Source organism: Shewanella halifaxensis HAW-EB4 (assembly GCF_000019185.1).
GTDB lineage: Bacteria > Pseudomonadota > Gammaproteobacteria > Enterobacterales > Shewanellaceae > Shewanella > Shewanella halifaxensis.
Genome location: NC_010334.1, coordinates 3,839,827 through 3,861,533 on the forward strand (window position 1 = coordinate 3,839,827; position 21,707 = coordinate 3,861,533).

The following is a 21,707-nucleotide window of genomic DNA, read 5'->3' on the forward strand; positions in this document are numbered from 1 at the left end:
AAATATTACATTAAAAATCTTTAGCCGATCACTAACTCAGCCAAAGGGGCGCGCCATTCTACCCATTTACACTTAGGGTAGCAAGACTAATCTAGAAAGAAGTCCGCAATTAGTCTTGTTGTTCTCTTAATACGATAAGGCGCTTGGGAGCAAGCTGGCCATCGTCGTTCATTTGTCCGATACCAACAAACTGACGAGCATCGCCGATCGTAATACGAACTAACTCATCGACAGGCAAATTAGCCACCTGTACCGGATTGCCGTTCATCAAGTAAGTCGCAAGCTCATCAGAGACATTTATCTCTTTGAAGCCACTGACAGCGGTATCCATAGGTAACAGTAATGGGTCCAACACCTCAGATAGAGACAATGACTCGGCATCAGCCTTAGTCACTAACTCTTCAAGTTGTTTCAGTGACACCATTTTATCGTACGGATAACCAGCAACTTGAGTACGACGTAGCATGATAACGTGTGCGCCACAGCCTAACATTTCACCTAAGTCGTCGGTGATAGTACGGATATAAGTGCCTTTAGAACAATGGATATCTAAAGTTAACTCATCACCTTCAAGGCTAATGAAGTTCAACTCGAATACATTGATAGGACGTGCTTCACGAGGAACTTCAATTCCCTCACGTGCGTATTTATATAAAGGTTGACCTTTATGTTTCAACGCAGAGTACATCGAAGGGACTTGCATCGTCTCACCGCGAAAATGTTCTAAAGCAGTGTCTAGCTGCTCTTGAGTGAAGTTAACTTCTCTCGTTTGAACAATCTCACCATCTGAGTCACTTGTATCGGTACGTTGACCAAGCTTTGCTGTTACTAAGTAACGCTTATCGGCGTCGAGTAGATGCTGCGAAAACTTAGTCGCTTCACCTAAACAAATTGGTAACATGCCCGTTGCTAGCGGATCCAGAGCGCCGGTATGACCCGCTTTATTTGCATTAAAAAAGCGTTTCACTCTTTGTAATGCAAAGTTAGAGCTCATACCGGTGTCTTTATCTAACAGTAAAATACCGTCGATAAAACGGCCGCGAGAACGACGTGCCATTACTTATCGCCCTCGTCCTTGGTTTCGCCTTGTTCAGCGTCAGTTTCTACGCCATGCTGCTTCTGTTTTGCTTCATCATTACTGATCACGCGACTAACTAAGTTAGACATGCGCATACCTTCAACTAACGAGCTATCGTAGATAAAACGTAGCTCAGGCATTACGCGCAACTTCATACGACCAGCAACCAATGAACGGATATAACCCGCAGCAGCATCTAATGCAGCCACTTTCTGTTCGACAAGTTTTTCATCTTCTTCGAAGAAAGTCACATACACTTTTGCGTAGCTTAAATCACGAGAAACATCGACATCATTAACCGTTACAAACCCAATTCTTGGGTCTTTCATATCACGCTGTAACACCTGTGCTAGCTCTTGTTGAAGCTGCTGTGCAATACGACGTGTACGACTAAATTCTTTTGCCATAATATATTTGCCATAAATATTAAGGGCGGCTAACGCCGCCCTTATAAAATAATAAGATAGATTACAAGGTGCGTGCTATCTCAACGGTCTCGAAGACTTCTATCTGATCGCCAACTCTGACGTCATTATAGTTCTTCACACCGATACCACATTCCATACCGTTACGAACATCGCTAACATCGTCTTTAAAGCGACGTAGAGACTCTAGTTCGCCTTCGTAGATAACGATGTTGTCACGAAGAACGCGGATTGGAGCGCTACGCTTGATAGTACCTTCGGTAACCATACAACCCGCAATTGCGCCAATCTTAGGAGACTTAAATACGTCACGAACTTCAGCAAGACCAATAATCTCTTGCTTAAATTCAGGAGCAAGCAGACCACTCATTGCGTCACGAACTTCATCAATCAATTGATAGATGATGCTGTAATAACGTAGGTCAACACTTTCGCTTTCAACGACTTTACGCGCTTGTGCATCAGCACGAACGTTAAAGCCAACCATGATAGCGTTAGACGCTGCAGCAAGTGTAGCATCAGTTTCTGTTAATCCACCCACACCACGTGCGATGATGTTAACTTTAACTTCAGCAGTTGAAAGAGCATTCAATGAATCACAAATAGCTTCTAGTGAGCCTTGAACATCAGCCTTAAGCACGATATTCAACTCTTCAACTTCGCCTTCAGTCATGTTTGCAAACATGTTTTCAAGCTTAGACTTTTGCTGACGAGCCAACTTAACATCACGGAACTTACCTTGACGGTAAAGTGCAACTTCACGTGCTTTACGCTCATCACGTACAACAGTCGCTTCATCACCCGCTGATGGCACACCAGAAAGACCTAAGATCTCTACAGGAATAGATGGACCCGCTTCAGTAATCGCTTTACCGTTCTCATCGCGCATCGCACGAACTTTACCGTACTCAAGACCACATAAAACGATATCGCCTTGCTTCAGTGTACCTTCTTGTACAAGAACAGTTGCAACTGGACCGCGGCCTTTATCAAGCTTAGATTCAACAACAACACCTGCCGCCATACCTTCTTTGATTGCTTTAAGCTCAAGTACTTCAGCTTCTAGAAGAATGCCTTCTAATAGTTCATCGATACCTGCACCTGTCTTAGCTGAAACATTAACAAACATGTTGTTTCCGCCCCAATCTTCAGACATAACGCCATGCTGTGAAAGCTCAGACTTAACGCGATCAGGATCAGCTTCTGGCTTATCCATCTTGTTAACTGCAACGATTAAAGGTACGCCGCCCGCTTTCGCGTGCTGGATAGCTTCAATAGTCTGTGGCATAACGCCGTCATCAGCTGCAACAACCAAAATAACAATATCGGTAGCCTTAGCACCACGAGCACGCATAGCGGTAAACGCAGCGTGACCAGGAGTATCTAAGAAAGTGATCATGCCATTTTCAGTTTCAACGTGGTATGCACCGATGTGCTGGGTAATACCACCCGCCTCACCAGATGCAACTTTCGCGCGGCGAATGTAGTCAAGTAACGATGTTTTACCATGGTCAACGTGACCCATGATGGTAACAACAGGAGCACGAGACTCAGCTAATACATCACCGTTACGATCTGCAAGTACTTGATGCTCTAGCTCGTTTTCACGAGTAAGTACAACTTTATGACCCATTTCTTCAGCAACAAGCTGTGCAGTCTCTTGATCTAGGACTTGGTTAATTGTAACCATAGAGCCCATCTTCATCATCTGCTTAATGATTTCAGTTGCTTTAATTGACATCTTAGAAGCCAATTCTGAAACTGAAACCGTTTCACCGATGCTGACATCAGCTTTAACCACTGCTGCAGGCTTAGTGAATGCGTGATCCATAGACTCTGGCGCAACACTACGGTTGTTACGTGAGTTACGTGAATTACGGCTGTCACGACGGTTGTCTTTACCGCGCTTACCTTTACCGCCAGGCTTACCCGCACCAGCGTTTGCATTAGCGTTATTACCCGCATTAGCAGAAGGCTTGCGTGGACGACGACCACGCTTTTCAGCATTAGCGTCTGCCGTGTCTTCAGCTGCACGAGCTTCAGTTGACGTTGTCACGTGATGATCAACCGTCTTTTCAGCTTCTTTACGGGCTTTTTCTTCTTCAGCCCAACGCTTCTCGTTTTCTTCAGCTAAACGACGAGCAACTTCTGCTGCTGCAGCTACGTCTTCGTCTGCTTTAGATTTTGCTGCTGCATCTTGAGCGGCTAGCAATTTTGCCTCTTCGGCTTTGGCTGCTTTATCTTCAGCACTTTCTTGAACTGGCTTTTCTGTTAACACTTTTGCTTTCGCCTTAGCTTCTGCATCAGCCTTTGCTTTTGCCTTCGCCTCTGCATCCAATTTTGCTTTTGCTTCTGCTGCGGTCTTAGCGACTTCAGCAGCCTTAGCTTCTTCTGCTTTTGCAGCAGCGGCTAGCTCTGCTTCTGCGGCTTCATCACGCTTAACGAAGGTACGCTTTTTGCGCACTTCGACTTTAACGTCTTTTGACTGTCCGCCACTACCCGCAACACTCAGTGTAGAAACTGATTTACGTTGTAATGTCATTTTAGTTGGGGCTGCATCGCCACCGTGTTGCTTCTTAAGAAAATCAAGCAACTGCTGTTTTTCAGATTCAGAAACCGTATCGTTCGCCGACTTCTTGATACCAGCCTGAGAAAACTGTTCGACTAGTCGATCAGTGCTTTTCCCAACTTCTGTGGCTAGTTTATCTACTGTAGTATCTGCCATATATTAAAACTCCCCTCTGCTGATCGACTTATGCTTCTTCGCCAAACCAACAGATATTACGGGCAGCCATAATTAGCTCACCTGCTTTTTCTTCTGTTAATTCTTCAATTTCGATCAAATCATCAATGCCTTGTTCGGCTAAATCTTCAAGCGTAATAACGCCTTTGCTTGCCATTACGAATGCCAAGTGTCTATCTAAACCTTCTAATGCTAGAAGATCTTCACTTGGTTCAGCACCATCTAGTGCTTCTTCAGTCGCAAGTGCGCGAGTAGAGATCGCCGCTTTTGCGCGCCCTCTTAATGACTCAACGATATCTTCGTCGAATCCATCAATTTCTAGTAGCTCTGATTCTGGTACATAGGCAATCTCTTCTAGAGAAGTGAAGCCTTCATCAGATAGCAGTTGTGCAAAATCTTCATCAACGTCTAGCGCTTGGATGAACAGATTCACAACTTTAACACTTTCAGCTTGATGCTTGGCTTTCATGTCATCAACAGTCATGACATTTAGCTCCCAACCCGAAAGTTGTGTCGCTAAACGGATGTTTTGACCGTTACGACCAATCGCTTGAGCTAAGCTGTCTGCTTCAACGGCGATATCCATCGAGTGGTTATCTTCATCAACGATGATAGATGCCACATCTGCTGGTGCCATGCAGTTAATCACGTATTGTGCTGGGTTATCGTCCCAAAGCACGATATCGACGCGCTCACCGCCAAGCTCATTTGATACGGCTTGAACACGTGCGCCACGCATACCAACACAGGCACCGATTGGATCGATACGACGGTCGTTAGACTTAACTGCGATCTTAGCGCGAGAACCTGGATCACGAGCAGCGCCCATGATTTCAATCATTTCGTCTTGGATCTCAGGTACTTCAACACGGAATAGCTCAATAAGCATATCGGGTTTAGTACGAGTCAAGAATAGTTGTGCACCACGAGCTTCCGGACGTACAGAGTAAAGTAATGCACGAACACGGTCACCTGGGCGGAAAGATTCACGTGAAATCAAATCTTCTCTAAACAATACGCCATCAGCGTTATTGCCAAGATCAACAACCACACTCTCGCGATTGCTCTTCTTAACAACACCAACAATCAACTCGCCTTCGCGATCACGGAACTGATCAACAATTTGTGCGCGCTCAGCTTCACGTACTTTCTGTACGATAACTTGCTTGGCGGTTTGAGTGGTAATTCGGTCAAATGCAACTGAATCGATTTCATCTTCGATGTAACCGCCCAACTCAATTTCTGGATCGTCATATTTAGCAGCTTCAAGCGTGATCTCACGAAACGGGTTTTCTAATGGCACACCCGCATCTTCAACTACCATCCAACGACGGAAAGTTTCATAAGCACCTGTCTTACGGTCGATAGCAACACGAACTTCAATGTCACCTTCGTATTTTTTCTTGGTTGCTGTGGCTAGTGCAATTTCCAGCGCTTCAAAAATCTTTTCGCGCGGTACACCTTTCTCGTTTGAAACCGCCTCAGCGACTAGCAGAATCTCTTTATTCATTGTCTTGCCTCGTTCACCTTGAATTCATCAAAACTTAGCGATTAAGTTGCCTTTACGGATATTATCCAAAGCAACAATAAGTTCATTTCCATCTACCGACAGATTGAGCATTTGCCCATCAACGCCAGTAACGGTGCCTTTTAAATTACGACTACCCGCTACAGGCATCGTTAATTGTACTTTTACAGTCTCACCGATGTAGGCCTTATACTGCTCAGCAGTGAATAGCAGTCTTTCTACACCCGGAGAAGAAACTTCTAGTGTGTATTCAGATGTAATAGGGTCTTCAACATCTAGCACAGCACTTACTTGGCGGCTTGCTTCGGCGCAATCCTCAATGAAGATGCCCTTTTCATTGTCTATATATAGACGCAAGATAGAATGCTTACCCGCTTGAATATATTCCAAACCCCAAAGCTGATGGCCTAATGCTTCAACTGGCGCTTTGAGCATCTCTACCAGTTTGCGTTCTAATGTAGCCAAGGTTACCCCCAGAAAAACAAAAAAGGGCCTAATAGCCCCAGTACACGTCACCTTGAGTGACAGTTTTATAAGTTGCAGATAACAAAAAACCCCGTAATGACGAGGTTGATATATCCAGAACCTGTAACAGTATAGAAATAAATTTCTTTACTGGGAAGCTGGTTGCGGGGGCCGGATTTGAACCGACGACCTTCGGGTTATGAGCCCGACGAGCTACCAAACTGCTCCACCCCGCGACAACTTGTGCAAGTATATTGAGAATCGTCTCAACTTGCAATAATAAAGGGCTTATCTAACCACTTTATTATCTCCGATTTCGTCATTAACAAAATCAAAGATTTGGTGCGGATGGGGGGACTTGAACCCCCACGAGCTTTCGCTCACCAGCCCCTCAAGCTGGCGTGTCTACCAATTCCACCACATCCGCATAAAACCGTGTTGTTGACTGTTTTTTCTTGACTGCTACTTTGAGAGGTTAATAGCAGTTTTACAGTCGGTATCAATCGTTGCGGATTGATACCATCATAAGCTTACTTATGATTTAGTCAGGGATCTTATCTTCTGACTTTTCAGCTTCTTGCTGAACTTGCTCTACAACTTGCGCTGCGTCGCTTCCTAAATCGTCCCATGCACCTTCAGCTTTAGTGTGATTCGCACTTAAGTTACCGATAGTAAGACTTAGTGCAAAAAACGCTACGGCTAGAACCGCAGTTGAACGAGTCAAAAAGTTACCAGAACCAGATGAACCGAACAGAGTACCTGATGCACCGGCGCCAAATGAGGCCCCCATGTCAGCACCTTTACCTTGCTGGATAAGGATAAGGCCAACTAGACCAATCGCAACCATCAAGTAAATAATCATTAGAACTTCATACATATTATGCGCTCATCGCTATCGTACATAAACTGAGAAATTCGGTAGCATTGAGGCTTACACCGCCAATCAATCCACCGTCTACATCAGGTTGAGCAAACAAGTCTGCTGCATTACTCGGTGTTACGCTACCACCGTACAAAATCCTGATATTTTCTCCGATAAATGGAGATACTTCAGAGAGGCGTTTGCGAATAAACGCATGAACTTCCTGTGCCTGCTCTGGCGTAGCGCTCTTACCTGTCCCTACTGCCCATAATGGCTCGTAGGCGATAATTGCGTTGTCAAAAGCCATGGTACCATTTTTTTCAATGACCACATCTAACTCTTCGGCAATCACTTCAAAAGTGCGTCTTGCTTCACGAGCTGGACCCGACTCACCAACACATAATATTGGGGTCAAACCATGTTTCTGAGCTGCAGCAAATTTCTCTGCCACGATAACACTCGTCTCTCCGTACATACGGCGACGCTCTGAATGCCCGATAATAACATATCGACATCCGGAATCTTTTAACATCTGACCAGATATTTCACCAGTATAAGCACCAAAGTCATGTTGACTTAGGTTTTGCGCGCCCATTCTGACTAAGCAACCATTTAAGGCTTCTTTATTTTCATCCAGTAGCTGTCGTACACTCTCTAAGTAAATAGAAGGTGGACACAATACCACTTCCGCTGAATCATCTTGGAGCTTGGTAGCGAATTTTTTGAAAAGCTCTTGCGCAAGTTGCGCACTGCCATTCATTTTCCAATTACCAGCAACCATGGGACGTCTGAGTGCCATCACTGTCTCCTTTGAAAGCGGCGAGAATAATAGCGAACCGCTTGTTAAGTTACAATACCTAAAGGCGTTATTTTTCAAAAATACGGCGAGAACGCGTGTTTTTTACGCTACCAATAAGCGAGCAGTACGATTAATAGCTACTTAGCTGCTAAATTAACCGCACTTGCCAATAATGCCTTGTAAATACCTCTATTAATTAGACTAAGTAATTAGACTAAGTTGCGAACGGCGTCAGCAATATAGTGGGCATATTCTGTCACAGCTTCCTGCTCATCGCCCTCGACCATGACTCGTAACAAAGGTTCGGTACCCGATTTACGTAATAATACTCGACCTCGAGCCCCTAGTTTTTGCTCTACTTCAGCTTTAGCTGCTAGCACAATCTCTGAAACCAGTGGATCGTTATCCCCTTCAAAACGCACATTAACCAAGACTTGTGGCAACATCTTAATATCAGCAGTTAGCTCTTCTAGAGTAGCATTTTGACGTTGCATAGCGGCTAATACCAAAATACCCGCAACGATGCCATCACCGGTTGTGCCATGATCTAAGTTCAAAATATGTCCGGAGTTTTCACCACCGATGCGCCAGTCATGTTCTTTTAGCAGCTCCATCACATAGCGGTCACCCACTTTAGAGCGAACAAATGGAATATCGAGCGCTTGTAGAGCAAGATCTAGGCCGAGGTTTGACATCAAGGTACCAACCACACCGCCGCGCAGCACACCACGCTTTTGCGCATCACAGGCTAAGATGTATAAGATCTCATCACCATCGATTACACGTCCATGACGGTTAACCATCATGATACGGTCGCCATCACCATCGAGCGCGATACCTAAATCGGCATTTTCAGCCAATACGGTCTCACAGATCTGCCCCATCGATGTCGCACCGACTTTATCGTTAATATTCAGACCATTTGGCTTATCACCAATTGCAATCACTTCGGCGCCTAGTTCTTTAAACACACTCGGCGCGATATGGTAGGTCGCACCATGAGCGCAATCGACGACAATCTTAAGTCCGCTTAACGTCTGCTCGGCAGGGAAATGGCCTTTACAGTATTCAATATAGCGACCCGCGGCATCATCAATTCGAACCACTTTACCCAGTTCATGAGACTCGACACAAGTTAATGGCTTATCAAGTTCGGCTTCAATTTCAAGCTCGACTTCATCATCTAACTTGCTACCATCATTTGCGAAAAATTTAATACCATTATCGTAATAAGGATTGTGTGATGCACTAATCACGATCCCGGCCTCGGCGCGGAATGTGCGCGTCAAATAGGCAACCGCAGGCGTCGGCATTGGGCCAATCAACATCACATCTAAGCCAGCAGCAGATAGTCCTGCCTCTAACGCCGACTCAAATAGGTAACCAGAGATCCGCGTATCTTTACCTATGATCACTTTTTGCGTGCCAGAGCGAGATAAAACCCGCCCTGCAGCCCAACCAAGCTTAAGTGCAAGCTCTGGGGTCATCTTGCCCGCACCCACTTTGCCACGAATACCATCAGTTCCGAAAAATTGTCTTTGCTTCACTTTAACTCCAGACTTATCACTCGGTAGTTTGAATCCTTCAATCCTACCGTAAAAACACTGACTTTAGCTGAACACTTAATGTTAGCTTAAAGCGTTATAATTCCTTGTTGCACTTAAAACCGCGAGCATATCGCTGGTTTCTTGCACATCATGCACTCGCAATATTTTTGCACCTGCTTGTATTGCCAACATATTACCAGTAAGTGTGGCACTGAGTCTTTGTGATACCTCACGTCCGAGTAACTGTCCAAACATGCTCTTACGCGATAAACCCGCAAGAACAGGTAAGCCCAATTGCAATAGCTCAGGCATTCGATTAAGCAGCTCATAATTGTGAGCGAGAGATTTACCAAAACCAAAGCCTGGATCGAGCACGATTTGCTCACGCCTTATACCTGCCGCAAGACAAGCATCGATGCGTTCACAAAAAAACTGGCTAATGTCACTGATAATATCTTCATAATGAGGGGCATCTTGCATCGTTCTTGGCTGCCCCTGCATATGCATCAGGCAAACTGGCACACCCAATTGGGCGGCAACGTCTAATGCTCCAGCCTCTTGCAGTGCTCTAACGTCATTAATTAGATGTGCCCCTGCCTCAACAGCCGCCTTCATCACGGTCGCCTTACTGGTATCTATCGAGATCCACACCTTATGGGTGCGGCTAACGTAATCGATTAACGGAAGCACTCGAGCCAGCTCATCTTCAACAGACACCTCTTTCGCGCCTGGACGGGTCGACTCGCCACCGATATCGATAATCTTTGCCCCTTGAGCCACCATTAGATCGGCTTGTCGGCAGGCGGTTTCGAACGATGAGTACTCACCGCCATCAGAAAATGAGTCAGGCGTGACATTGAGGATCCCCATAATGACGGGAGAGTTCAATTCAAGAGATGTATGACCACTGGTTAATATAGACAAAATAAAGTTCCGTAAACAAGAAAACCCCTAGACGGGGTTTTCTTTATTAAACTAAAGATTACTTAGCTGGTGACTCGTCAACATCGTTGACATCAGGCTTGTCTTCTTTAACTTCCTTGATCTCTTCTGTCTTTTCAGACGAAGTGTCATTGTTATCGCTATCGTCAGACTCTAGGTCTTTTTCCCACTCAGCTGGCATACGCACTTCACGACGCGCCATCAAATCACTAATTTGATTCGAATCGATAGTTTCATACTTCATCAATGCGTCTTTCATCGAATGGAGGATATCCATATTTTCGGTTAGGAAAGTATGAGCTCTTCCGTAGTTTGCATCGATAAGCAACTTCACTTCGGTGTCGATAACGCGAGCAGTGTCATCAGACATATGCTGAGACTTACCCATGCTACGTCCTAAGAACACTTCATTTTCATCTTCAGCGTAAAGTACAGGGCCTAGCTTCTCAGAGAAGCCCCACTGAGTCACCATGTTGCGTGCAATAGATGTCGCATACTTAATATCTTGTGATGCGCCGGTAGACACTTTCTCACTACCGTAAATCAAATCTTCAGCAATACGTCCACCGTAGGCAACTGAGATCTGACTCTCGAGTTTACGACGGCTCTGACTGATGGCATCCGCTTCTGGCAAGAAGAAAGTCACACCAAGAGCACGGCCACGTGGAATGATAGTTACCTTGTGAACAGGATCGTGTTCAGGAACCAAACAACCCACAATCGCATGACCCGCTTCGTGATACGCGGTCATCTCTTTCTCTTCTTCCGACATCACCATGGTACGACGCTCTGCGCCCATCATGATCTTGTCTTTTGCACTTTCAAACTCTTCCATACCCACGACGCGGCGACTGTTACGAGCAGCAAATAACGCAGCTTCGTTAACAAGGTTCGCAAGGTCGGCACCAGAGAAGCCCGGTGTACCACGAGCGATAACACTAGCTTTAACGCCATCAGCCAAAGGTACTTTGCGCATATGTACCTTAAGGATCTGCTCACGACCACGGACATCAGGTAAGCCAACAACCACTTGACGGTCGAAACGGCCTGGACGCAGTAGCGCAGCATCGAGTACATCTGGACGGTTAGTCGCAGCGATAACAATAATACCTTCGTTACCTTCGAAACCATCCATCTCAACTAGCATCTGGTTCAATGTCTGCTCACGCTCATCGTGACCACCACCCACACCCGCACCGCGCTGGCGACCTACGGCATCGATCTCATCGATAAAGATGATACAAGGTGCAGACTTCTTCGCTTGTTCGAACATGTCACGCACTCGAGATGCACCAACACCGACAAACATTTCTACGAAATCAGAACCTGAAATAGTAAAGAAAGGAACCTTAGACTCGCCAGCAATTGCCTTAGCAAGCAAAGTTTTACCTGTACCAGGAGGACCGACAAGTAACACACCAGTAGGGATACGACCACCCAGCTTCTGGAACTTAGTCGGCTCTTTCAGGTAATCAACCAATTCTTTAACGTCTTCTTTAGCTTCGTCACAACCTGCAACGTCACCAAAAGTCGTTTTAATTTGGTCTTCGCTCATCAATTTGGCTTTACTCTTACCAAATGACATCGCGCCTTTACCGCCACCGCCTTGCATCTGACGCATGAAGAAAATCCACACACCGATAAGCAGTAGCATTGGGAACCAAGAGATAAAGATCTGAGTTAAGAACCCTGACTCTTCAGCTTCTTCGCCCTTGAATGTAATACCCTTGCGATTTAATTCATTAATTAGATCTAAGTCTGGTAACGGCATAACAGTGACAAACTTTTCACCGGTACGCGTTGTTCCCTCAATAGTGCGCTGGTCGCTTTTAACCGTTGCAGTATTGACTTGTCCATCTTTAACGTTATCTAAAAATGTTGAATAATCCATCTTCTGCTTAGTCGAAGAAGAGGGGGAATAGCCCTGAAAAACTGACATCAACACAACGGCGATGACAACCCAGAGAATTAAATTTTTTGCCATGTCACTCAAATTACTCGACCTCTTTTAAAGTCTTTCGAAAACTAATGTTAGAGTACTTACGGTAGATTACTACAACTTGTACCCGGTCGCCACAAGATAGACTTCACGCGAACGTGGACGTGAAGAATCTGGCTTACGTGTTTTAACCGTTTTGAACGCCTCTTTAACCGCTTTCATGTATTCATCAAAGCCCTCCCCCTGAAAGACTTTAACAGCAAAACAACCGTTAGGTGCCAATACTTGATGACACATATCTAACGCAAGTTCTACTAAATACATGGCTCGAGGCTGATCAACACCACCTGTACCACTCATATTCGGTGCCATATCAGATAGCACCACATCAACCTTGGCATCGCCCACTCGGGTCAACAATGCGTCCAGTACTTTTTCTTCGCGAAAATCACCCTGTAGGAAATCAACGCCAACAATCGGATCCATCGGTAAAATATCACAAGCGATAACTTTACCCTTGTCTCCTGCCAATTTAACGGCTACCTGAGACCAACCACCAGGTGCAGCCCCTAAATCTACAACAGTCATCCCCGGACGAATGAGTTTATCTTTTTCTTGGATCTCTTCAATCTTAAAAGCCGCACGCGACCTTAAACCGCGCTTCTGCGCTAGTTTGACATAGTGATCATCGAAATGTTCCTGCATCCAGCGAGAAGAACTGGCTGTTCGTTTTTTTCCTGACATTTAAAATCCGCAACAAAATTGAGAGTTACACAAAGCCTATATAAGGGTAGAATAGCGGGTTTTCAACAGTAACTCAGCATAAAGTTGGTATAAATGAACTTAACAACCAAACAAAAACAGCACTTAAAGGGCTTAGCGCATAGTCTCAAGCCTGTAGTGATGCTTGGTGGCAACGGCTTGACTGAGGGAGTGCTGGCTGAAATTGATAATGCACTTTCACATCATGAATTGATTAAAGTGAAAGTAGCCTCTGGTGACAGAGAGCTTAAAAACGCTATCGTAGATGCCATTGTACGTGAAACTAAAGCTGAAAAAGTACAGCTTATCGGTCACGTTTTAGTACTGTTCCGTCAGTCTGAAGAAATGAAAATTGCTGTGCCTAAGGCAAAGTAATTAACAAAAGCTTTTTCATTAATTTAAAAAAGCCTTTGTAAGATAAATAAAAGGAGCCGCTGATTTATTCAGCGGCTCTTTTTTTATCCAACTTTTGTCAATTTGGATAATACCAATCGTACTAAATATGTGGTCAGTTCAGAGCCCCTCGGGTTTTTCAATTCAAGGCGCAATGATGAAGAAATGGTTATTCCCTTTTAATTTAGTACAACGCAGAAGTGGAATGCCTGCGAGGCTCACGCAGTGCGGGTTTCAAAGCCCTGTATACTGCGTAAGATGCTCTCGATATAGAATAACTATTAGCTTCAATCATCCGCCTTGCCTACAGGGCTTTGACTTCCCGCTGAATGATCACATATTTAATGTGATTGGTATAATACACTACGGAGCGTCGCTAATAGGTTCAACCTTGTAATGCTCTGCACTGACCTTTAAATACTCAGGTAAACAAGTACCTACAGATACTGATGAAATCGTTCCAATCATGATCCCGAGAAACATCGCAATAGAAAATCCCTGCAGTGGCGCACCGCCCATGATCCATAACGCAGCAACAGTAAATAGGGTTGTACCACTGGTGACCATTGTGCGTGAAAAAGTGGCTTGCACCGCACTGCTACAAATTTCATCAATCGCCATCTTGGGTTTAGCAATTAACACTTCTCTTACTCGGTCAGCAATCACAATTGAGTCATTCAAGGAGTAACCCAAAATAGCCAGTACCGCAGCCAAAATCGTTAAATTGAACTCCATCTGCGTTAACGAGAAGAAGGCCAACACGAAAATGACATCGTGAAACAGTGCCAATAAAGCGCCACTTGCAAGACGCCATTCAAAACGAAAACTCAGATAAGCCAAAATACATAACATTGCCGCCAACAGTGCCAATCCGCCCTGCTCTGCCAGCTCTTGACCTATTTGCGGTCCGACGATACTTGAGTTAAGCACTTCAACATTATCAGTCAACGGTGCCAATACCGTTTTAATATCGTGTGCTCCAGCGTTGTCTACTTTTGCGTATCGCAGAATCCAACGACCAGGCTCACCCGCTGAAATCACGCTGACCTCCTGCTCTGAGGTCTCAGCTAATAGCTCGCTAATTTGCGCCGATTTAATCTTAGGATCGAGTTTGACTTCAGTAACAATTCCCCCAGTAAAATCCAGACCCCAGTTAAAACCGTTGACTAAAATAATGCCTATCGATGACAGCATAATCAGCACAGAGAAGATACTCGAGAGGTAACGTGCTTTTGTCAATTTGCTTAGTTTATTAAAATTATTAAGTTCCATATTACACCTTCACGTTACGACTAAAATTACGACCATATGCCCAGTTAACTAATGCTCTGGATGCAAAAATTCCGGTAAACATACTGGTTAGCAGGCCTAAACCCAGAGTTAACGCAAAACCTTGGATGGGTCCGTTACCTATGGCATAAAGCACCACCGCGGTGATCATCGTGGTGAAATTGGCGTCTACAATGGTTGAAAATGCACTATCAAAGCCTCTGTCAATGGCATGAGCAAAGCTCCGCCCCTCTTTTAATTTGTCCTTAATTCGCTCAAAAATAAGCACGTTAGTATCCACTGCCATACCGACGGTTAACACTAAGCCGGCTATGCCAGGTAAGGTTAAAACCGCGCCAGGGATCAGTGCCATCAAGCCAAAAATAAGGATCATATTGGCTATAAGCGCCACGTTCGCTATCCAGCCTAAGCGGCGGTACCAAAGCCCCATAAACAACAACGTCACCGCCATACCTAAAGCCAGCGCAGAGAAACCATTGGTGATGTTTTCTTCGCCCAAGCTTGGACCGATAGTGCGCTCTTCAACGATAGTCACTGGCGCTGTCATCGAGCCCGCTCGAAGCAATAAAGCCAGCTGCTGTGCACTGGCATAGTCAGCGGAGCCGGTAATGCTAAAACGATCCCCTAATTGCGCTTGAATCGTCGCGACACTGATCACTTCTGTTGTTTGTCTAATTTTGCCATTATCGCCACGGCTATACTCGCTGTATGCGGTTGCCATCGGCTTACCAATATTGTCACGAGAAAAGTCCGACATGGTTTTACCGCCATCTCGGTCTAGATGAATAACCACCTCAGGTAGCCCCATCTCACCAAGTGACGCTCTGGCATCGACAATATGCTCACCGCCTAGTACCGCACGTCTGGCGACATACACAGGCGCGCCCTGCTCATCTTTCAATACCTTGGCATTAACTGAGCCCGGCTGCATTACCTGATAGAAAGCTAGGCTTGCGGTAGCGCCAATCACAGACTTGGCGGCCGCTGGATCTTGTACACCAGGAAGCTCGATGCGAATTCGGTGCTCTCCTTGACGCTGAACAACAGCCTCGCTGATCCCAAGCTGCTCGATACGGCTGCGCATGATCTGCAAGTTTTGCTTCACCGTCAGATCGCGAATATTCGTTTTTTCAGCTTCAGACAGGCCAGCATCTAGGGATTGCTCTCCAGAATTAGTGATTTGCCAATTGGGATATTGTGTATTGATAAACTGCCTTATCGCCGCTCTTTGCGCTAAGTCAGTCGTTGCTATATTAACATTACCGTCAACCCGCTCCCGAATCGTGACACCATATAGCGACTGTTCACGTGCAAATTGCCTAACGGACTCAATAAACGTGTTGGAGTGCAGCTTATAGACCGGTTCAATTTCAACATCGAGTAGAAATTGTACCCCGCCACGCAGATCCAGCCCCAACTTAATAGGGTTAAAACCGAGTGATAATAGCCAGTTTGGCGCAGCAGGCGCTAGCGTAAGGGTAAGCTTTGAAGGATCGTTAACTTGGCTTGCAAGTAAGGTCTTAAGCCGACTCTGTTGTGAATTGTCGTCGAGCACAATCAAGGTTTGATCATTAGATTGATCGATACGCTTAACGCTGACACCTTGAGATACGAGCAGCTGGTGTAGCTCCAAAGCGTTAACTTTTAACCCTGCCTTATCACTGATCTGCACCGCTGCGTCTTCACCAAAAAAAGTAGGTAATGCACTGAATAACATAACGGTGATAGTGACGACTAATAGCACATACTTCCATGCACTGTAATGGTTTAAGATTGTCACTTTTTTCTGTTCTATCATATTTTTTGCTCTTTAAATTCACTAAACGTGTGATAGCAACTCACCATTAACCACAGGTTCCCCAGAGTGAAACGGGGCTGGTACTAAAAATTTAATACCTAAAAAATCAATACCTGAAGAATTAATACCCATTGATTAAGACCAACGGGTTAAAACCGCAGGACTCATATCACGTGATATTTGGTAAGAGTGCTTTTAGAGCTATCGAGGTAGGAGGGCCACTATTTAAATCACATGCTTGTGACAAAAAAGTAAGCTGCCATTACGAATTTCACCATTAGCTTAAATTGACAACAAAGTGAGTAAATACTTAGTAGGTCAATGCATCTGGAATAAGTTAGTAATAACTAACACTGCCGCTCTCAATAACTGCTTTAAAAACCAACCGATAAATAAGCCAAATGGCTACCGGTCGTTAGCTAAGTGAGCGAGCTTGAGAGAAACGATAGAGAAGGTTGGACTCTTTCCATGCACAGAGTCGATGTGAGGCGCTTTCGATATGCAGCGACCAGTCTACAGCTGGTGTAAAGTCTATGCGATAACCAACGGTTAAAGAGGGCACTGCGGGGGAGGTAAATTCAAAAGCAAGAAGATAATCTGGACGAGTTTGCAGAAGATCATGCTGAGCAAAACTGATAAAGCGTTGCGAAACAAGTGGCGCATACTCAGAGCCATTCTTGTCTGTTTGCCTAGCCTGCTTATCTTGAAGCGTTAAAGGAATACTTTTAGTTAAGTCAGTAGTTAAGCCAGATGATTTTAGACTGGTTATATCAACGACCGCACTGTTCTGGGACTCAGTCTGCACGGCTGCCGAAAGCAGTTCCGCTGAACGCATGTCATCATTTTGAACATTCTCAGATGCACTCGCAGCCATAGGCGTGAGAAATAATCCCCCTATGAGCAACAAGATAAATCTGAACCGCCAAAATAACTGCACTTAATGCCTATTAAAAATGTGTTTACTATGTTGCATATATTAAACGCTGTACAGCGTTGATACAAACGATTAATCACTTAATTGCAGCTATCTTTGCATGTTACAAATAATAAAACCGCTAAAAAGCGGTTTTATTCAGCTATCTCCCCCCAAGGTGAGATATTAGATATAATCGACTTTGATGATCTCAAAATCCGTTGTACCACCAGGTGTCACAATGGAGATTTCATCATCTAAGTTCTTACCAATTAAGCCACGGGCAATTGGAGAGCTCACAGACAACAAATTCTCTCTAATATTTGCTTCGTCTTCGCCTACAATGCGGTAAGTCACTTCGCCTTCAGTGTCTAAATTTAATATCGTCACTGTAGAACCAAAAATAACGCGGCCGTTATTATCCATCGTAGTCACGTCGATGATCTGCGCGTGAGATAACTTACCTTCGATATCTCTAACGCGAGCTTCACATAAACCTTGCTCTTCACGAGCAGCATGGTACTCAGCATTTTCTTTCAAATCGCCAAGTTCACGCGCTTCACCAATTGCTTCCGCAATTTTTGGGCGACGCTCAAATTTAAGATGGTCTAATTCTTTACGCAGTCGTTCAGCACCGACAACTGTCATTGGAACCTTACTCATAAGCTTCTTTCGTCTCCTTTAAAACAAAAGCATGCCCCACTGAGCCTAACGGTCAGTGAGATAAATAATCTGGTGGAATAGCGCTATTGTAAACGCACAGGGCAAACGATGCACCTTAATCTATACCTGCTCGCGATCTATGTATCGATCTAAGTATCAATCAACCTAATCAAATCACGACTTGAGACAGTAGAGCTTACTCAACCTTCATCAGACTTGCTAGCCATGGGAGATAAATTTTTATTTATCGTAGCCCTACTCAATCAAAAAATTAAGCCAATAAAAAAGGCCGCTAGTTGCGGCCTTTTCATTTTAGCGTCGCTTTATTTTACAATACGTTTATGTAGCTCTTGCACAGATGTCACGTTCGAACGGTCATCCGCCGAGTGTGCCATACAAGTTGCAAATGCAGCATTAAGTGTCGTTGTATAGTTCACTTTATAACGTAGCGCACCACGGCGAAGCTGACGTGAATCTTCAATCGCCTTACGACCTTCAGTCGTATTAACAATGTAGGTGTACTCACCATTCTTGATACGGTCAAGAATATGTGGGCGGCCTTCATGTACCTTGTTCACTAGGCGTGGGTTAATACCCGCTTCACCCAAGATCACTGCCGTGCCGTGCGTTGCATCAATTTGGTAACCTAGCGCAATTAGCTTCGCCGCCAAATCTGCTACACGTGCTTTATCGCTGTCACGAACAGACAAGAGTGCACGACCAGACTTAGGTACCTCTGATGTCGCACCAAGCTGCGCTTTAGCATAAGCTTCGGCAAACGTGTCACCCACACCCATCACTTCACCCGTTGAACGCATTTCAGGGCCAAGTAGTGGGTCAACACCAGGGAACTTGTTGAACGGTAATACCACTTCTTTTACAGAGAAGAATGGCGGAATCACTTCCTCGGTGAAGTTCTGTGACTTAAGACTTTGACCCGCCATCACTCGCGCGGCAATCTTAGCTAATGGTACGCCTGTTGCTTTCGATACAAATGGCACGGTACGTGCTGCACGCGGGTTAACTTCAATCATATAGATCTCGTTATCCTTTACGGCAAACTGTACGTTCATCAGTCCGATTACACCGAGCTCCATTGCAAGCTTGCCCACCTGCTCACGCATGCGGTCTTGGATCTCTTGACTCAAGCTGTATGGAGGCAGTGAACAACCTGAGTCACCTGAGTGAACACCGGCCTGTTCGATATGCTCCATGATTGAACCAATCACTACGGTTTCGCCATCACATACTGCATCGATGTCGATTTCAATCGCGTTGTCTAGGAAACGGTCTAGTAGCACTGGAGATGCGTTTGAGACGCTTACCGCTTCGTTAAAGTAACGACGTAAATCTTGCTCGTCATAAACGATTTCCATCGCGCGGCCACCAAGTACATATGATGGACGAACCACTAATGGATAACCGATACGCTCAGCTGAAATAACAGCACCTTCGACAGTCGTTACCGTGTCGTTTTCTGGCTGCTTCATGTCTAAACGCTGAATCGCTTGCTGGAAACGCTCACGGTCTTCTGCGCGGTCAATCGCATCAGGGCTTGTACCAATAATCGGTACGCCTGCGGCTTCTAGGTCGCGTGCCAGTTTAAGTGGTGTTTGACCACCGTACTGCACGATAACGCCTTTTGGCTTCTCGATACGCACGATTTCAAGCACATCTTCAAATGTCACTGACTCGAAATACAGACGGTCTGATGTATCGTAATCGGTAGAAACCGTTTCAGGGTTACAGTTAACCATGATGGTCTCGTACCCGTCTTCACGTAGCGCTAGCGCCGCATGCACACAGCAGTAATCAAACTCAATGCCTTGACCAATACGGTTTGGACCACCACCTAAAATCATGATCTTGTCACGATTTGATGGGTTCGCTTCGCACTCTTCTTCATAAGTTGAGTACATATAAGCGGTATCGGTTGCAAACTCAGCCGCGCAGGTATCTACGCGCTTATAAACAGGGTGAATTTCAAAACGAGTACGCAGTTTACGAATTTCACTCTCACTCACACCAGCGAGTGCTGCAAGGCGAGAGTCGGCAAAACCTTTGCGCTTAAGTTTGCGAAGTACTTCTTCGTTCAAACCTGCAAAACCCGCTTCAGCGACCTCTGCTTCAGACTTAAGCAGATCTTCAATCTGTACTAGGAACCAAGGGTCAATGTTGGTTAATGCGAAGATATCATCTACCGATAAACCTGAACGGAATGCATCGGCAATATACCAAATACGCTCTGCGCCCGGCTCTTTTAGCTCGTGGCGAATACGAGAAAGTGCTTCTGGTTCCGCTAAATCGATTTGTGGACACAGGCCATTCTTACCCACTTCAAGACCACGAAGAGCTTTTTGCAGTGACTCTTGGAATGTGCGTCCAATTGCCATCACTTCACCCACAGATTTCATCTGCGTGGTTAGGCGGTCATTGGCACCGGCAAACTTTTCAAAGTTAAAACGAGGGATTTTAGTCACAACGTAATCGATTGCAGGTTCGAAAGAGGCCGGTGTTGCGCCACCAGTAATATCGTTGCTTAGCTCATCAAGAGTGAAACCAACCGCTAGCTTGGCTGCAATCTTAGCGATTGGGAAACCTGTCGCTTTAGAGGCTAATGCTGATGAGCGTGATACACGTGGGTTCATCTCGATGATAACCATACGGCCATCAACAGGGTTGATACCAAACTGTACGTTTGAACCACCTGTTTCAACACCAATTTCACGCAATACTGCAAGTGATGCATTACGCATCAGCTGGTATTCTTTATCGGTTAGAGTTTGTGCTGGCGCAACAGTGATAGAGTCACCCGTGTGCACGCCCATTGGATCGAAGTTCTCAATCGCACAGACAATGATACAGTTATCATTACGGTCACGTACCACTTCCATCTCGTACTCTTTCCAACCAATCAATGATTCGTCGATAAGCAGTTCGTTCGTTGGAGAGAGCTCAAGACCTTGAGAACAGATATCCTCAAACTCTTCTTTGTTATAAGCGATACCGCCGCCACTGCCGCCCATGGTAAATGAAGGACGGATAATACATGGGTAGCCAACTTCCGCCTGAACGGCGCGAGCTTCATCCATAGTATGAGCGATACCAGCACGCGGACACTCAAGGCCAATCGACTTCATTGCTTTGTCGAAACGGCTGCGGTCTTCTGCTTTGTCGATTGCATCGGCAGTTGCGCCAATCATATCAACATTAAACTCTTTTAGTACGCCACGGCTTTCAAGCTCAAGTGCACAGTTAAGTGCAGTTTGCCCGCCCATCGTTGGTAAAATCGCATCTGGACGCTCTTTAGCAATAATGTTGCGTACAACTTCCCAATGAATTGGCTCGATGTATGTTGCATCGGCCATCTCAGGATCTGTCATGATGGTTGCAGGGTTAGAGTTAACAAGAATAACTCGGTAACCTTCTTCACGTAGTGCTTTACAGGCTTGTGCGCCTGAGTAGTCAAACTCACAGGCTTGACCAATTACAATCGGTCCAGCACCTAGGATAAGAATACTCTTTATATCTGTACGTTTTGGCATTGCTTAAATCTTCTC

The 21,707-nt window shown here is 45.2% G+C and carries 17 protein-coding genes and 2 tRNA genes; 1 reads left to right on the forward strand and 18 read right to left on the reverse strand.

Annotated elements, in window-relative coordinates; genetic code table 11:
- Positions 1 to 109: 109 nt before the first annotated feature.
- The 13 genes from truB to rlmE form a co-directional block, all read right to left on the reverse strand.
- The gene (gene truB / locus SHAL_RS16225) at positions 110 to 1,057 is read right to left on the reverse strand and encodes a tRNA pseudouridine(55) synthase TruB (protein WP_012278216.1); all 948 of its coding nucleotides are present in this window, start codon (positions 1,055 to 1,057) and stop codon (positions 110 to 112) included.
- The gene (rbfA, locus tag SHAL_RS16230; RefSeq protein ID WP_012278217.1) at positions 1,057 to 1,485 is read right to left on the reverse strand and encodes a 30S ribosome-binding factor RbfA; all 429 of its coding nucleotides are present in this window, start codon (positions 1,483 to 1,485) and stop codon (positions 1,057 to 1,059) included. The genes truB and rbfA overlap by 1 nt, the downstream gene beginning before the upstream one ends.
- 61 nt (positions 1,486 to 1,546) lie before the next feature.
- Positions 1,547 to 4,228 (reverse strand): translation initiation factor IF-2, encoded by a 2,682-nt coding sequence (gene infB, locus SHAL_RS16235; RefSeq protein WP_012278218.1) that lies wholly within the window; start codon positions 4,226 to 4,228, stop codon positions 1,547 to 1,549.
- Positions 4,229 to 4,256: 28 nt separating this feature from the next.
- Positions 4,257 to 5,756 carry a transcription termination factor NusA gene (gene nusA, locus SHAL_RS16240; protein WP_012278219.1) on the reverse strand — a complete coding sequence of 500 codons (1,500 nt, stop codon included), beginning with the start codon at positions 5,754 to 5,756 and terminating at the stop codon, positions 4,257 to 4,259.
- Between the two features lie 27 nt (positions 5,757 to 5,783).
- Entirely contained in the window at positions 5,784 to 6,239 is a 456-nt protein-coding gene (gene rimP / locus SHAL_RS16245) for a ribosome maturation factor RimP (protein ID WP_012278220.1), read from the reverse strand.
- A 159-nt stretch (positions 6,240 to 6,398) separates the two neighbouring features.
- Positions 6,399 to 6,475, reverse strand: a tRNA-Met gene (locus SHAL_RS16250).
- A 104-nt stretch (positions 6,476 to 6,579) separates the two neighbouring features.
- Positions 6,580 to 6,666: transfer RNA gene (locus tag SHAL_RS16255), tRNA-Leu, on the reverse strand.
- A 114-nt stretch (positions 6,667 to 6,780) separates the two neighbouring features.
- Positions 6,781 to 7,116: a preprotein translocase subunit SecG gene (gene secG, locus SHAL_RS16260; protein WP_012278221.1), complete on the reverse strand. Its 336-nt coding sequence runs from the start codon at positions 7,114 to 7,116 to the stop codon at positions 6,781 to 6,783.
- A 1-nt stretch (position 7,117) separates the two neighbouring features.
- The gene (tpiA, locus tag SHAL_RS16265; protein WP_012278222.1) at positions 7,118 to 7,900 is read right to left on the reverse strand and encodes a triose-phosphate isomerase; all 783 of its coding nucleotides are present in this window, start codon (positions 7,898 to 7,900) and stop codon (positions 7,118 to 7,120) included.
- Positions 7,901 to 8,109: 209 nt separating this feature from the next.
- On the reverse strand, positions 8,110 to 9,447 hold the full coding sequence (gene glmM / locus SHAL_RS16270; RefSeq protein WP_012278223.1) for a phosphoglucosamine mutase: 1,338 nt from the start codon (positions 9,445 to 9,447) through the stop codon (positions 8,110 to 8,112).
- 81 nt (positions 9,448 to 9,528) lie between these two features.
- Positions 9,529 to 10,317: a dihydropteroate synthase gene (folP, locus tag SHAL_RS16275; protein WP_012278224.1), complete on the reverse strand. Its 789-nt coding sequence runs from the start codon at positions 10,315 to 10,317 to the stop codon at positions 9,529 to 9,531.
- Between the two features lie 112 nt (positions 10,318 to 10,429).
- Positions 10,430 to 12,373, reverse strand: coding sequence for an ATP-dependent zinc metalloprotease FtsH (gene ftsH / locus SHAL_RS16280; protein WP_041416066.1), 1,944 nt, complete (start codon positions 12,371 to 12,373; stop codon positions 10,430 to 10,432).
- 69 nt (positions 12,374 to 12,442) lie between these two features.
- Positions 12,443 to 13,072, reverse strand: a complete 630-nt coding sequence (gene rlmE / locus SHAL_RS16285; protein ID WP_012278226.1) for a 23S rRNA (uridine(2552)-2'-O)-methyltransferase RlmE — start codon at positions 13,070 to 13,072, stop codon at positions 12,443 to 12,445.
- 93 nt (positions 13,073 to 13,165) lie between these two features.
- On the opposite strand from rlmE, the gene yhbY reads away from it, so the two are divergent.
- Positions 13,166 to 13,465, forward strand: a complete 300-nt coding sequence (gene yhbY / locus SHAL_RS16290; protein WP_012156290.1) for a ribosome assembly RNA-binding protein YhbY — start codon at positions 13,166 to 13,168, stop codon at positions 13,463 to 13,465.
- A 381-nt stretch (positions 13,466 to 13,846) separates the two neighbouring features.
- Here yhbY and secF read toward each other — a convergent pair whose 3' ends face one another.
- The 5 genes from secF to carB form a co-directional block, all read right to left on the reverse strand.
- A complete protein-coding gene (gene secF / locus SHAL_RS16295) occupies positions 13,847 to 14,755 on the reverse strand; it encodes a protein translocase subunit SecF (RefSeq protein WP_012278227.1) in 909 nt (302 codons plus the stop codon).
- 1 nt (position 14,756) lies between these two features.
- Positions 14,757 to 16,571, reverse strand: coding sequence for a protein translocase subunit SecD (gene secD, locus SHAL_RS16300; protein WP_012278228.1), 1,815 nt, complete (start codon positions 16,569 to 16,571; stop codon positions 14,757 to 14,759).
- A 415-nt stretch (positions 16,572 to 16,986) separates the two neighbouring features.
- On the reverse strand, positions 16,987 to 17,445 hold the full coding sequence (locus SHAL_RS16305; RefSeq protein ID WP_223296204.1) for a hypothetical protein: 459 nt from the start codon (positions 17,443 to 17,445) through the stop codon (positions 16,987 to 16,989).
- 225 nt (positions 17,446 to 17,670) lie between these two features.
- A complete protein-coding gene (greA, locus tag SHAL_RS16310; protein WP_041416067.1) occupies positions 17,671 to 18,147 on the reverse strand; it encodes a transcription elongation factor GreA in 477 nt (158 codons plus the stop codon).
- A 323-nt stretch (positions 18,148 to 18,470) separates the two neighbouring features.
- Positions 18,471 to 21,692 carry a carbamoyl-phosphate synthase large subunit gene (gene carB / locus SHAL_RS16315; protein WP_012278231.1) on the reverse strand — a complete coding sequence of 1,074 codons (3,222 nt, stop codon included), beginning with the start codon at positions 21,690 to 21,692 and terminating at the stop codon, positions 18,471 to 18,473.
- Positions 21,693 to 21,707: the final 15 nt, after the last annotated feature.